Annotated in this window: 12 protein-coding genes; 9 read left to right on the forward strand and 3 right to left on the reverse strand. The window is 59.0% G+C overall.

Annotated features, from left to right (window positions below):
- Window positions 1-88: 88 nt before the first annotated feature.
- Window positions 89-565, reverse strand: a complete 477-nt coding sequence (locus FJ979_RS26040) for a hypothetical protein (RefSeq protein WP_140517480.1) — start codon at window positions 563-565, stop codon at window positions 89-91.
- Between the two features lie 294 nt (window positions 566-859).
- Between FJ979_RS26040 and FJ979_RS26045 the strand changes: the two genes are divergently transcribed.
- The 9 genes from FJ979_RS26045 to FJ979_RS26085 are packed head-to-tail and all read left to right on the forward strand — an operon-like array spanning window position 860 to window position 10,545.
- Window positions 860-2,005, forward strand: coding sequence for a glycosyltransferase family A protein (locus FJ979_RS26045; protein WP_181165248.1), 1,146 nt, complete (start codon window positions 860-862; stop codon window positions 2,003-2,005).
- On the forward strand, window positions 2,002-3,018 hold the full coding sequence (locus FJ979_RS26050) for a glycosyltransferase (RefSeq protein ID WP_140517478.1): 1,017 nt from the start codon (window positions 2,002-2,004) through the stop codon (window positions 3,016-3,018). Before FJ979_RS26045 ends, FJ979_RS26050 begins: the two co-directional genes overlap by 4 nt.
- Window positions 3,015-4,007, forward strand: coding sequence for a glycosyltransferase (locus FJ979_RS26055; protein WP_140517477.1), 993 nt, complete (start codon window positions 3,015-3,017; stop codon window positions 4,005-4,007). The genes FJ979_RS26050 and FJ979_RS26055 overlap by 4 nt, the downstream gene beginning before the upstream one ends.
- Window positions 3,991-5,094 carry a Gfo/Idh/MocA family oxidoreductase gene (locus FJ979_RS26060; RefSeq protein WP_181165249.1) on the forward strand — a complete coding sequence of 368 codons (1,104 nt, stop codon included), beginning with the start codon at window positions 3,991-3,993 and terminating at the stop codon, window positions 5,092-5,094. The genes FJ979_RS26055 and FJ979_RS26060 overlap by 17 nt, the downstream gene beginning before the upstream one ends.
- Entirely contained in the window at window positions 5,091-6,185 is a 1,095-nt protein-coding gene (locus FJ979_RS26065; RefSeq protein WP_181167683.1) for an NAD-dependent epimerase/dehydratase family protein, read from the forward strand. The genes FJ979_RS26060 and FJ979_RS26065 overlap by 4 nt, the downstream gene beginning before the upstream one ends.
- Entirely contained in the window at window positions 6,182-7,753 is a 1,572-nt protein-coding gene (locus tag FJ979_RS26070) for a glycosyltransferase (protein ID WP_140517474.1), read from the forward strand. The genes FJ979_RS26065 and FJ979_RS26070 overlap by 4 nt, the downstream gene beginning before the upstream one ends.
- Before the next feature lie 41 nt (window positions 7,754-7,794).
- Complete coding sequence (locus FJ979_RS26075) at window positions 7,795-8,739, forward strand: polysaccharide deacetylase family protein (RefSeq protein WP_181165251.1); 945 nt, start codon at window positions 7,795-7,797, stop codon at window positions 8,737-8,739.
- On the forward strand, window positions 8,732-9,610 hold the full coding sequence (locus FJ979_RS26080) for a glycosyltransferase (RefSeq protein ID WP_140500663.1): 879 nt from the start codon (window positions 8,732-8,734) through the stop codon (window positions 9,608-9,610). Before FJ979_RS26075 ends, FJ979_RS26080 begins: the two co-directional genes overlap by 8 nt.
- The gene (locus FJ979_RS26085; RefSeq protein WP_181168454.1) at window positions 9,607-10,545 is read left to right on the forward strand and encodes a glycosyltransferase; all 939 of its coding nucleotides are present in this window, start codon (window positions 9,607-9,609) and stop codon (window positions 10,543-10,545) included. Before FJ979_RS26080 ends, FJ979_RS26085 begins: the two co-directional genes overlap by 4 nt.
- A gap of 9 nt (window positions 10,546-10,554) precedes the next feature.
- On the opposite strand, the gene FJ979_RS26090 is transcribed toward FJ979_RS26085, so the two are convergent.
- Both FJ979_RS26090 and FJ979_RS26095 read right to left on the reverse strand, forming a co-directional pair.
- A complete protein-coding gene (locus FJ979_RS26090) occupies window positions 10,555-11,784 on the reverse strand; it encodes an ABC transporter ATP-binding protein (RefSeq protein ID WP_140584235.1) in 1,230 nt (409 codons plus the stop codon).
- Window positions 11,785-11,787: 3 nt separating this feature from the next.
- The gene (locus tag FJ979_RS26095) at window positions 11,788-12,597 is read right to left on the reverse strand and encodes an ABC transporter permease (RefSeq protein WP_181168455.1); all 810 of its coding nucleotides are present in this window, start codon (window positions 12,595-12,597) and stop codon (window positions 11,788-11,790) included.
- Window positions 12,598-13,149 lie beyond the last annotated feature (552 nt).

A 13,149-nucleotide genomic window follows, 5' to 3' on the forward strand; every position in this document is an offset into this window, starting at 1 on the left:
ATCGATCAGGGCGAGGCACCCCCGCTCTTCATCATCGGGCGGGCGGAGGCAGCCAGCGACAAAGCGGCGCCTGATCCTGGGCTGCAGATCACGCTCGCGCATCAACCGCTTGACCTTCTTGGGGCTGACGACGATGCCGCGCTGCCAGCGCCGCCTGCATGCGGCGATAGCCGTAAGCTTCGAAGCTGTCGGAGATTTGACCCATCGTCTCGACGAGCGCTGTGTCATCCACGGCGGTGTCGGGCTGATCGTAGTAGGTTGATCGCGCGCCATCAGCCGGCAATCCTGCTTGTTCAATTTGTCCGGTGCCAGGGGCGAACTCCAGATGGAAGGCGAATTTCCGCAGTCTTGGGTGCGATTCAGTCAGCTCGTGACATTCGTGAACGCGCGCAGCAAAGAGACCGTTTATTCTCGCGGCATCCCGAAACGGTCGCGAATTTTCCTTAACGGGTACCGCTTTTGACGATCTATCTACTCGCCATCCAGGGGCATAGATTGCAGGAAACAGCAGATACTCTCGGATCCGCCACTCTGCGTGGGCGGCTCTACGCACGGGCGAGATCATTTTGGGTCACTTAGTCAGGGTGCAGCGTGGGCTATTGCGTGAGTTTTCGAACCCCAAGTCGGCCAGGGGCGAAAGGAAAATACGCTATGGGCTGTGGCACAAAGAGAATGGATCGGCCACCTAAGAAGGCCGCGCGAGGGCCGTCCAGTGTGCGTGGCCCCAAATGTTAGTGAGCCGGACAGCGGCCGTTTAGCAGTACATGCAGAGCTCAGAGGCCGGGTGACAGTGAAGGGAAGTGGCCGCACCAAGGGGAGTTGTTCTACGAGCAACTCACAATGTCCTACTCACGCATTCGTGGCTGTCATTATCCCTGCCTACAACGCAGAACAATTTATCGAACGCACCTTGGCGTCGGTGATAAACCAGACCTACAGAAACATCGAAATAATAGTCGTTGATGACGGTTCGACTGATGAAACTGCATCAATCGTCCGCCGACTATCCAATGACGACCCGCGTATCAAGCTGCTCCAACAGAAGAACAGTGGCGTCGCGTCGGCGCGGAATACGGGGATACGTGCAAGCAAGGGCATCTATATAGCTCCTATAGACGCCGACGATCTCTGGCACCCGACCAAACTCGAAAAGCAGTTGCGTGTTTTCGCTGCAGCAGGCAATGATGTTGGGCTTGTCTATACGCTTTACCGGACGATTGATGCCGATGATAAGGCGATCATTACGCCTAAGCGCATGCACCCGCACGGATGGGTATTCATGCAGCATCTCGGACAGAACTTTATCGGTCACGGAAGTTCGGCAATGTTCCGGCGCGATGTCTTACTCGAAATGGGTGGCTATTCCTCGCGACTGCGCGAAAACGGTGCGGAGGGTTGTGAGGACTTCTTCCTCCAATTGAGTATCGCCTCGAAATACCGATTCGATGTCGTCAAGGAGCACTTGGTCGGATACCGCCGAACGCCAGGAGCCATGTCGCAAGATTTCGTCCGAATGCTCATCTCGCGTCGGATGGTGCTCGAGAGCCTCTTTGCTCGCTGCAGCGAGATGGTGAGCCCGATCCTATCGGATGTGATGTTCCGTAACGATGTCGAGATCGCCAGGCTCGGGCTTAAAAGGCGCCGCTTTGCTGCCGTCGGCATGAACTTCGCCAGAGTGCTCTGGCGATCGCCCTCGCAGTTCGCGAAAGTCGTCGGTGCGACGCTTGCCATTTTCCGGCGCAAGGCGAAGCAAGGAACCAAGCTGGAACGCGAAGGCCGCAGCTCGGGGATCGGGAAACCGTTCTGGGACTACGCTGTCGATGAGCTTTTCGATCGCGGCGAGAATACCGATTACCGTGCCTTGCTCAACAATCTGGCTGCAATGGACAGCAAACTTGGACCCTGCGGAGGCTATTTGGCGCAGCATCCCGAACGAGGAACCTTTGCAATGCCCCAAGAGGGCAGCGGCTCAGACAGCCCGTTTCTCCTTAGAGGCTTGGAATGAAGAAGCTGCTGCTGTCGGAAGAGCAGATGTCGTCGGGCCGCAATTTGGCTCAGAGGGCAGAATGCACTTTTGAGCGGACAGTGAATGAACCGACGGTCAGTGTGACCGTGCTCATTGTCACCTACAATCACGCTCGCTACGTAGCGGCAGCGATCGACAGCGTTCTCATGCAAGATACGGAATCCGGTGTCGAGATCCTGATCAGCGAAGATTTTTCGACGGACGGTACCCGGGAGATCGTGGAGCGGTATGTATCCGATTATCCCGAAAGACTATCGGCGATCTATTCTGGCAGCAATTTGAGATCCAACGAGGTCGTTGCGAGAGGACTCCGGGTTGCGCGCGGGCGCTATGTCTCGATCCTTGATGGCGACGACCTGTGGACATCCAAGACCAAGCTGCGAGATCAGGTGGCCCATCTTGACGCGCATCCTGAGCTCTCGGCCATATTTTACAATGCGCTCGTGGCGCACGGCGACGAGATCACGTCGCGGCGGTGGACGCCGCGGGATCAGAAGCCCTTAATCACACAAAGGGAAATTTGGGAAGGCAATCCCTTCGCCACTTGCGGCGGTATGATGCGAACCGCGTGCGTTCGGGATGTACCGTCTTGGTATGCAGATTTCTTTCCGATTACTGATTGGCCGCTGTATGTGCATTGCGCAAAGACAGCAGACCTCGCCTTTGTCGACGAGGTGGCAGGTATCTATCGTCTGCACCCGGGTGGGCTTGTATCGGCGCTGCCAAGCCCGCTCAGGCTTGATGCGATCGAGGGATTCTACCGGCGAATGGCGAATGTCATGGATGCCCGTGGGGCACAGTTTGCCCGTGGCGGCTGTTCCCGCTACTTTTACGAATGGTCGAAGCAGTATCTGAACGGAGGTGACTTGCCGTCGGCCAGATCGTGCTTCCTACGATTGCTGCGAAGCGGCACTGGCGGAAACAACGTGCCGAAACGCGATATCGCGCGGTTGGCACTGCTCCTGCTGAAATCCTCGGTGCTCGGGAGATGACGGCTTTCCGCAACTTCGAGAATCGCGATCCGGTCCCGTCATTGCCACAGGCGGCTGTTCGTCCGAAGTGGTCGGTGATGATCCCCGTCTATAATAGCGCCCGCTTTCTTGCCTCAACGCTGCAAAGCGTGCTCGCGCAAGCCCCTGACCCGGCTCATATGCAGATCGAAGTGGTTGACGATTGTTCGTCCGACGATCCGCAAAAAGTCGTGAACGAAATCGGGGGAAGGCGTGTCGGCTTTTTCCGCCAGCCGCAAAACCTCGGCCACATCGGCAACTTCCATACCTGTCTGAGCCGAGCCCAGGGGGAACTTGTCCATCTCCTGCACGGCGACGATGCCGTCCGACCAGAATTTTACGAATTGCTCGGTCGGGGTTTCGATGCGGATCCGAGAGTAGGAGCGGCGTTCTGCCGGACGGTCTTCATGGACGCCCACGGACAGGAGTTGTCGATCGAACCTGCAATGCAGTCAGTCTCCGGAAGGCTTGAGAATGCGGTGATCCGATTGGCGCTCGAACAGCGCATCATGACGCCGTCCATCGCGGTCCGACGCGCGGTCTACGAAGAACTCGGCGGCTTCGACCGGCGGCTGAAATGCAGCGAAGACTGGGAGATGTGGATACGCATCGCTTCTCGTTTTCCCGTCTGGTACGAACCGCAAGCCCTTGCGCTTTATCGGATGCACCCGCAATCGAACACAGGGCGCCATATCCGGAATGCCGCGGACATGGCCTACACGCGAATGGCGATTGATATTTTCAAGAGCTATCTTCCAAGCGAACTCGCGGACGATGTCGCCGCATCGGCTCGGCGGACTTATTCGCAAAGCGCTCTCGAAACCGGACGGCGGCTGCTTGGCTCTGGTGATTGGGCTGGATGCCTCGCGCAAATGAGTGAAGCCTTCCACCTCGATCCGTCGCTCAAGACAATTGGACGTATGCTGTGGCTCGTTGCGAAGCAGGGAGGCGAGATTGTCCGCCCAAATTGAAACTGTGCAACGGCAGCCGGCACGGCTGCGGCAAGGTGAGCCTGTCCGTCTCGTTTTGGCCGGATGTGGCGCCGTCACGAAGCTCTACTATGCGGAAGCGCTGTCGCGCCTTCAAGGCAGAGGCCAGATCGCAGTCGCAGCCATCTTTGATCCCGAAGCGAAATCCGCCGCGGTCGTACAGGCGCGGCTGCCCGGAGCGAAGGTTGCAGCCAGTTTCGACGGCCTTCTGGCTGTGGGCGCCGATGTGGCGATCATCGCTTCCCCGCCTCGATACCATCTTGATCAGTCGATGCAGGCGTTGCGGGCCGGCATGCATGTTCTGTGCGAGAAGCCGATGGCCACGAGCAGCTCCGACGCAGACCTTATCCTGGCGGTAGCGGCAGCCAACAATCTGCATGTGGCAACAGGCCTCGTCAGAAGGCAGTTCCCTGCCACCCGATCGATAAAGGCCATGGTCGAGGGCGGATTGATCGGAAAAATTCAAGGTGTCTGTTGTTTTGAGGGTGGCCCTTTCCAGTGGCCTGTCGCTTCGACGAGCTATTTCAGCCGCGCGGAATCCGGCGGTGGCGTGCTTCAGGACATAGGCACGCATTGCCTTGACCTCCTGACCTGGTGGTTCGGAGAGCCCCATGAAATCCACTACGCCGATGACGCAATGGGCGGCGTCGAGGCGAACTGCCTTGTCCGGTTAGGTTTTGGCGGCTTCGAGGCAACGGTCCGGCTGAGCCGTGATTGGGCTCGTCCGAACCTTTACCGTCTTGAGGGCGAACGTGGCTCGATTTCTTGGGCAGTCAATGAGACGGAGCTTGTAGAGATCGCCTTGAAAGGATGCCGCACGGCAGCCACCGCCTCCTTCACCAACACCGACGACCGGTCGCGCGATTTCGTCGACGCGTTCTGCGATCAGATTTCGGACTTGGTCGACACGGTCCGAAATGGAACCCTCCTTTCCGGGTCAGCCACAGCGGGGCGCAACGTGCTCAAGCGAATCGAGGAATGCTATGCCAGACGGAAACGGCTGGACATGCCTTGGCTCGGAGCAGAAGACTTTCGCCACGTCATTGCTTCCGCCGAGACCAGACAATGACCGGCACTGTTGCCGTGCTTGGCGCCAACGGCTTCATAGGTTGCCGGACAGTGGAGTTGCTGCATCTTTCCGGCTGGGCTGAGGTGAGGCCGATCGTTCGCAGGCCGAGTGCTTTCGCCAGCCTGTCCCGCTTTGCGATCGATGGAAGGGTGGCGGACGCGCATGACGTTCCGGCTCTTACTGCGGCCCTTCTTGGCTGTCAGTCCGTTGTTCATGCAGTTGCCGGTGATAGTCGCACGATCGTCGATGCCGTCGAGCCTGTCTATCTTGCCGCCGCCGCTGCGGGCGTCGTTCGCCTGGTCTACCTCAGTAGCGCATCCGTTCATGGCCAATCGCCGCTGCCCGGAACGGACGAAACGAGCGCGCTGCACGACGGCCAGACGGTCGAGTACAACAATGCCAAGGTTCGTGCTGAACGTCGTCTCGGGGAATTGTCACGGGACGGTGCAGTCCAGGTGGTGGTGCTGCGGCCCGGAATTGTCTTTGGCCCGCGCTCCAGCTGGACGGGGGGCTTCGCCAACGATCTCCTCGACGGCTCTGCCTATCTGGTGGATGGCGGCCATGGCATCTGCAACAGCGCTTATGTCGACAATGTCGTTCATGCGATCAAGCTTGCCATCGAAGTGCCCGAGGCGGCTGGGCGAACTTATCTGGTCGGGGACCGCGAAAGGATAAGTTGGGCAGATCTTTGCCGCCCGATAGCCGAGGCATTGGGCTTCGACCTGGCTGCGATTTCGGTTTCCGCGCCATTGTCATTCGCGCCGAACTGGACACAATGGCTGAGAGATGGCGACCTTTACCGGCGGCTTGTCCGAAGCCTCCCGAGACCCGTTCGTAGCGGACTAAAGGTAGGCTATGCCGAGTGGCGGAAATCAGGGCTCGATCAGAGGCCGCCTATGGCTCCAAAGATCAAGGTATCTGAAGAACGTGCGCTGTTGCACCGGTGTCGGGTGAAACTCCCGTCGGCCAAGGCCGAGCGCGAGCTCGGATACCAGCCGGTGGTCGGCTTCGAGGAGGCATGTCGGCGCTCAGTCGCATGGCTAACCTTTGCCGGCTACCCGACTGCGCAGAGCCAAGTGGGCGAAAGATGACCGTCAGACCCGCCGCAGCCTGTGTCTCGGTTGTCATTACGACCTATAACCATGCTCGATTTCTCGCGGAAGCGATCGACAGTGTCCGGAACCAGAGCGTGCGGCCCGATGAGATCATCGTTGTGGACGATGGTTCGTTGGACAATCCCGAAAATGTTGTTCGCCGGTATGTCGACGTCCACTACATCCGCCAAGAAAACCAGGGTTTAGCCGCTGCCCGCAATACGGGAATGAAGGCAGCACGTGGCGAATTCATCGCGTTCCTGGATGCCGATGACAGGCTGCGCCCGACGGCGCTCGCTACCAATCTTGCTTTGTTCCATGACAGTCCGGATTGCGCCTTTGTCTATGGAGCCTATTGCTACATCGATGAGGCCGGCGCAGTCAGGAATTCAGTTCCGCTGAGGCCGGTGGGAGAGGACCCGTATGCCGGATTCTTGACCGGCAACCTGATTGGAATGCATGCGACAGTGCTCTATCGGCGTAGCACATTGGAGGCTGCTGGCGGATTTGACCGATCCCTGCGGGCTTGCGAGGATTACGACGTCTACCTTCGCCTGTCTCGGGCAAACAAGGCCGCATGCACCCCGGAGTGTCTCGCAGATTACCGCAGGCACGCAACGAATATGTCCAACAGCAATCCGATGATGTTGCGCGCGGCGCTCAAAGTCCTTGGCCGGCAGAGGAATCTTGCGCGGACCAATCCAGACTGGACGGCCGCCTACCATCAGGGCGTCGAAAATTGGAAACGCTATTATGCGCACATGCAACTGGGACAGCTTAGTACAGCGGTTCGATCCCGTTCTTCGCTCGGCGGTCAGCTCCTGAACACCATTGCCGTTTCGCTCGCAGCGCCATTGCAGACCACCATGATGCTGCGGCAGCGTTTCAAGGGCTGGTCAAGTCGGCGCCGATCGGGCGTCCGGTTCGGTGACCTCAGCCGCCCGCTGCCCTTCAGTACAAATTTCGGTTTTGATCGCGGCAAGCCAGTGGACCGCCGCTATGTCGAGACTTTCCTCGCATCATGTTCGCTGAACATATCCGGCAGGGTTCTGGAGATCGGGGACAACGCCTATACGACCCGCTTCGGAGGCAGTCGAGTTGCCAGGAGCGACGTTCTAAACCGATATGAAGGCCACCCGCTGACGACCTTCGTTGGCGATCTGGCCAACGGCGACGACCTGCCGCTCGAGACATTTGACTGCATCGTGCTCACCCAGACCCTGCACCTCCTTTTCAACATGCCTGTCGCGGTTGCAACCCTATGGCGGATGCTGAAACCGGGAGGCGTGCTTCTGGTCACGGTCCCTTGGGTAAGCCCGATTGACCGAGGAGAATGGGGCGAGAGCTGGTTCTGGTCGATAACCCCGGCGGCGCTGGGCCGGCTTCTCTCAGACAGGTTCGGGGTGGAGAATGTCGAAGTCCGCCACTATGGAAACGCCTATTCGGCTACCGGGTTTCTCTATGGCTTGGCGGAGCATGAGCTGAATTCGGCAATGCTCGATGTGCATGACCCATGTTGCCCGGTGATTGTCGCCGCGCGCGCTTTCAGGCGACGAGCGGCGTGACAGTGCGTCAAGCTCTTAGCAAGCTCCTGCGACGGGGCCGATTGCTTGCCGGTTACAACCGGCCGCTCGTGCTGATGTATCATCGCGTCGGAGAACCACGCGTCGATCCTTGGGAACTCTCGGTCTCGCCACAAAATTTCGCACGCCAAATCGAAATCCTGACAAAGGCGCGCGATATTGTTCCCCTGCAATGGCTGGCACAACGGCTTCGGGACGGAAAGCCAGCGAGAAATGCCGCGGCAGTTACCTTTGACGACGGTTATGCGGATGTCGTGCAAAATGCCGTGCCGGTCATGCTACGCATGAACGCTCCTGTGACCGTCTTCGTCACTACCCACGCGCTCAGCGACCCCTCAGTGTTCTGGTGGGATATTCTGTCGCGCATCACTTTGGAAACGCCTGCTCTCCCGGAGAGGCTCGCGATCCAGATCGCAGGCCGAAACTATGATTGGCTCGTGACGGAGGACGCCACGCGCGCGAAATCGAATCTCGTCATCAGCCGCACGGCGCTCCATTTCGGCTTGCACGCACTGCTGAAGCCGTTGAGAGTACACGAACGGAGGAGGGCGCTGCAGCAGCTGGCAAGATGGGCAGGAACCGACGCCAGCCCCCGAAGGCGTGACCGCGCCATGACTCATTCGGAGCTGCGGCATCTCGCCGACACCGATGGCGTTTCGATCGGTGCCCACACCTGCACGCATCCATCCCTGCCGTTGCTGAAACGGGACAGTCTTGAACGCGAGATCTCTGCTAGCCGTCAACAATGCGAAGAGATTACAGGGCGGAGGGTGGCGGGATTCGCATACCCCTTCGGAGACTTCGACGACAGCACCGCCGAAGCGGTAAGATCTGCTGGCATGGACTATGCAGTAACCACCCTGCCGCGTGAAGCTGGGCTCAGGGTCGACCCTTTCCGACTGCCGCGGGTCACGGTCGCTGATTGGGGTGAGATAGAGTTCCGGCGCGCGGTCCTTTGCCATGGCTGACCATGCATGCCGAGAACCGCGCGTCACGGGAATCATCGTCGTGTTCAACGGCGAGAAATATCTCCGAGAAGCTATTGACAGCGTTGTAGGTCAAAGCTTCACCGACTGGGAACTCCTCGTCGTCGACGATGGCTCGACGGACCGGTCATCTGTCATCGTGCGCGACTATGCGCAGCGCTTGCCAGGCAAGGTGCGACTACTCTCCCATCCCGATAACGGCAATCATGGTATCAGCGCGTCGCGCAACCGCGGGCTGGCCGAGGCGCGGGGCGCCTATGTCGCGTTTCTCGATGCAGACGATACATGGCTGCCCGAAAAGCTGTCCGAACAAGTCTGCATCATGGAAAACGATCCGGCGCTCGGTCTAATCTACGGCCGGACGTTGATCTGGCATAGCTGGGCAAAGCTTGCTGGTCGTGCGGACTACTATTACCCGCTCGGAGTCGAACCGAACGCCCGATACGATCCGCCCGTGCTGCTGGAACTGCTGCTGCAGAACCAAGCCCAGACGCCGACAACTTGCAACGCCCTGATGCGTTCAAGTTTGTTGGCAACGCTCGGGGGATTCGAGAACAGCTTTCGCCTGATGTTCGAAGACCAGACATTCTTTGCGAAGGCGCTCGCATTCGCGCCCGTCTACGTGTCCGGCCAGACCTGGGCGAGATACCGCCAGCACGTCGAAAGCTGCTCTGCCGCTTCTGCCAGGGCAGGCGCTGACGAAGCCGCGCGTATCACGTTTCTCAGATGGCTGAATGGGGTGATGGCGGATCAGGGCGCCTCCTTCCGCATTCGTTCCGCAATCTGGAAAGTGCTCGCGCGCGAAACCTGGAAGACGAGCAAGCGAAGCATCGTAAGACGGCTGCAGCGATGACTTCCGTGCCGCGGGTGACGATCATAACCCCCTTCCTCAATGCGGCGTCAAATCTGGGTGAAGCGATCGCCAGCGTCCGGGCCCAGACGATTGCAGATTGGGAGCTCTTGCTGGTTGACGACAATTCGACGGACGACAGTATCAGGATCGCCAATGATGCCGCGGCAATCGATCCTCGAATTAAGGTGCTGCGCAGGCCTCCCGGATCCAAGCGTGGCGCCGCGGCAGCGAGAAACGCCGGAATAGCGGCCAGCTGCGGCGATTTGCTTGCCTTCCTGGATGCAGATGATTTGTACGAGCCGCATATGCTGCAGACGGTCCTGGCGGCAGCCGATGCCAACCCGGATGCCGCAATGATTTTCGGGCCGACCAAATGGTGGTACCCGGATGGAGCGCGCTCCGACTGGGTCGAGCCGACGGATGGACTTGCCGCACGCTTACATCAGCCCCCCCGGCTTTTGGGTCGGCTGCTGCTGATGCAGGACGGCCACGTTCCGTGTACCTGTTCCGTGCTCTTGCGGAGAAGCGCGGTTGGCACGGTTGGTGGCTTTGAGGAGCACTTTGAGCTCTATGAAGACCAGGCTCTGTGGGCGAAGCTGTTCCTGCGATTCCCAGCCTTTATCACTCCTGTAACTCTCGCACGTTACCGGCAGCATTCCAGTTCGGCCTCGGCGATTGCCACTCAGCGAGGGCTCTACGATCGGATGGGGAAACACCCCGCCCGCGCCGCTTTTCTGGACTGGATCGCGGAGCATATGATGGAAAGTGGAACGCGGGATTTCCGCCTCCAATTGGCGCTGCGGCTGGCACGCGCGCCCTATGTCACGCCTGCAACGATCGGAAGCAAAGCCGAACGGCTTGCCCTGAAGATCATGATGTGGACAGCAAAGCAGCGGCGCAGGATTCGGCGACAGCTTGCGCACGTGGCTAGGTGAAAACAGGCGTCACTTCCTGACCACCCATCGATGCGGGAAGCTGACATTGCCAAAGCCAGGCTGGGCGCTGACCGGTCGATCGTCGAGCAAACCGGGCATGACATCGAACACAGCGGCCGTCTCGACATGGTCTTCGACCACCCTGTCGTCCGCCACCAGCGCTACGTCAATCCTGTAGCGCCCTGGTCTCAGCATAAGGCTGTCCACATGTACCGTGTAGACTTCGCCGTGACGGTCATGCAGGGAATGCTCCCGGCTATCAAATGAGGTCACAGGATCCCCGAGATCATCAATGATAGTCACAAGGCACTGCAATGTTTCGCGCGGCCCATCAACCTGAAGCCGAAAAGTTGCCGGCTGCCCGGACGCGACGGGACCCATTTCATTGAAAACTTCGATGCCGACCACACGGAGGCGGCCGCGCCCGGTGCGCGTGGATCGCACAATCAGATCGGTTCCTGCGCGGGCCTCAAGCGTCTGGAGATAATCCCGGACCACGTCCTGAGTCGGACCGTCCGCCTGGATCATCCCGCCGTCGATAAGGATTGCGCGGGTGCAAAGTCGCTGCAGAACCGGCATCTGGTGACTGACGATCAGCACGGTGCGGCCTGTCCCGGCGATGCTCGCTGCCTTGGCGATGCATTTCTTCTGGAACGTGGCATCGCCGACGGCCAAGACCTCATCGACCACCAGAATGTCGGGATTGACGTGGGCGGCAATCGCGAAGGCCAGACGCAAGTACATGCCGCTTGAGTATCGTTTGACAGGCGTATCGAGAAACGGCTCGACCCCGGAGAAATCCACGATCTCGTCAAGCTTGGAATTGATCTCGATGCGCCGCATGCCGAGTATGGCCCCGTTGAGATAAATGTTCTCACGGCCGGTCAGTTCGGCATGGAACCCCGTGCCGACCTCCAGCAAAGCTCCCAGCCGTCCATGTATCGTCGCGCGGCCGGAAGTCGGCTCCACGATCTTCGCCAGTATCTTGAGAATGGTGCTCTTTCCTGCACCGTTGGGACCGATCACGGCAAGGACTTCGCCTGCGTGCACCTCGAAGGAGACGTTTTTCAACGCCCAGAACGGCTCGTCCGCACCTTTGCGGTGGCTTGTATCGGCCTCCCCGCGAAGACCCCGCCTTTTGCTGGCGAGCGCGTCTCGCAGCGTGGGGAAGCTGTTGTTCGCCACACCAAGTCTATACGCCTTGGAGAGATTGGCAGCCTGGATCACGATGTCGGTCATCACTCAGATCAGGTCCGGAAACGCGCGTTCGGATTTTGAGAAGATAGTCAGTCCGGCAACGAGAAGGGCTAGCGAGGAGAGCGTTGATATCGAGATCATGAGCCAGTCCGCAGGCGTGCCCAGCACGCTCCAGCGGATGGCCTCGACTGTCCCAACCATTGGGTTCAGACTATAAAGCGGCCGCCACAATTGAGGGACGAGATTGGCTGGGTACACGATCGGGGTCATGAACAGAAGTATCTGAAGGCTGAACGGCAACAGATAGCCCACATCGCGAAAGCGAACGTTGATCGCCGACAATGCCACGCCCACTCCAGTCGCTGACGCAGCCATTACGAGCACGAACAGCGGCAAGAAGACTGCTTGTGGTGCCGGCCAGCTTCCGAATGCCAGCATGGCGGCGAACAAAAGAGCGAAGCCGACGAGCATATCGGTCAGGCATGAGGCCATCGTGGAGATGGGAATGATCAGACGCGGGAAATAGACGCGTTTCACCAGTTCCTGGTTTCTGACGAGGCTGCCCGTCATGCTGGCGACGGCTCGCGAAAAAAAACTCCATGGCACAAGCCCACACAGAACAAATAGCGGGTATGGCGCGCCGTTGGACGAAATGCCTGCGAGCTTGCCGAAGAAGATGCTGAAGACCGACATAGCAACGAGCGGCTGCAGCATTGCCCAAAGGATGCCCAGATAAGTCTGCCGGTATTTGACCTTGAAATCACGCCAGGCCAGGAAGAACACAACTTCCCGATATCGCCAAAGCTCGGAAGGTTCGAACAGTCCTCGCTTGCGGGACGGATCGATGATTGTCACGACAGCTGATTGCGCGCCTGTCCGATCTGACACGATGATGGCGTCCGCCTCCCTTGACAGCCCCATTGAGGCCTACATTTCCGCGCAGTGCAATCAGCACTTTTGATGGTGCCTGCCGTTCCACGAACCTCACCATTCGAGAGCGCAAGCAGCCGCCCTTAATGCTCGACCAGATCCTCCGGGGGCGCGAGATCGCGCCACATATCCCCGTTGTTCGATAAGAAGGAGGGCATTTCTCGCACACGGACTTTACGTTCGATCCGGATGCGAACGAACACCTGCCCGGGCCGTCTGAGTTTCTACCGCTACTCTCCCACCTGTGCTGGGTTTGTCGAGGATACATTTCCCATTGAACTTGTGGTGATGTTATGCCCATCGAAGATAGTCAGGCTACAGAAATCTGTCGTTTTTACAGTGTAGTGTATGCACTGCACCGCTGGTGACAGGGTCCTTAAGATGTGCCATTGTCCAATGGGGTGGTACTATTTGCGCGGATTAGGGTTGTTCGGGCGATGCGCGTTGCGCGAACCATCATTGCGTGGAGGGAGTGAC

Origin of the sequence: Mesorhizobium sp. B1-1-6, assembly GCF_006443035.1 — a bacterium.
Taxonomy (GTDB): Bacteria; Pseudomonadota; Alphaproteobacteria; order Rhizobiales; family Rhizobiaceae; genus Mesorhizobium.

Bases quoted from the DNA above. Each gene is read 5' to 3' on its own strand.
- FJ979_RS26040 (WP_140517480.1), bottom strand. From the start codon at position 565: ATGATCTCGCCCGTGCGTAGAGCCGCCCACGCAGAGTGGCGGATCCGA.
- FJ979_RS26050 (WP_140517478.1), top strand. From the start codon at position 2,002: ATGAAGAAGCTGCTGCTGTCGGAAGAGCAGATGTCGTCGGGCCGCAAT.
- FJ979_RS26055 (WP_140517477.1), top strand. From the start codon at position 3,015: ATGACGGCTTTCCGCAACTTCGAGAATCGCGATCCGGTCCCGTCATTG.
- FJ979_RS26065 (WP_181167683.1), top strand. From the start codon at position 5,091: ATGACCGGCACTGTTGCCGTGCTTGGCGCCAACGGCTTCATAGGTTGC.
- FJ979_RS26070 (WP_140517474.1), top strand. From the start codon at position 6,182: ATGACCGTCAGACCCGCCGCAGCCTGTGTCTCGGTTGTCATTACGACC.
- FJ979_RS26080 (WP_140500663.1), top strand. From the start codon at position 8,732: ATGGCTGACCATGCATGCCGAGAACCGCGCGTCACGGGAATCATCGTC.
- FJ979_RS26085 (WP_181168454.1), top strand. From the start codon at position 9,607: ATGACTTCCGTGCCGCGGGTGACGATCATAACCCCCTTCCTCAATGCG.
- FJ979_RS26090 (WP_140584235.1), bottom strand. From the start codon at position 11,784: ATGACCGACATCGTGATCCAGGCTGCCAATCTCTCCAAGGCGTATAGA.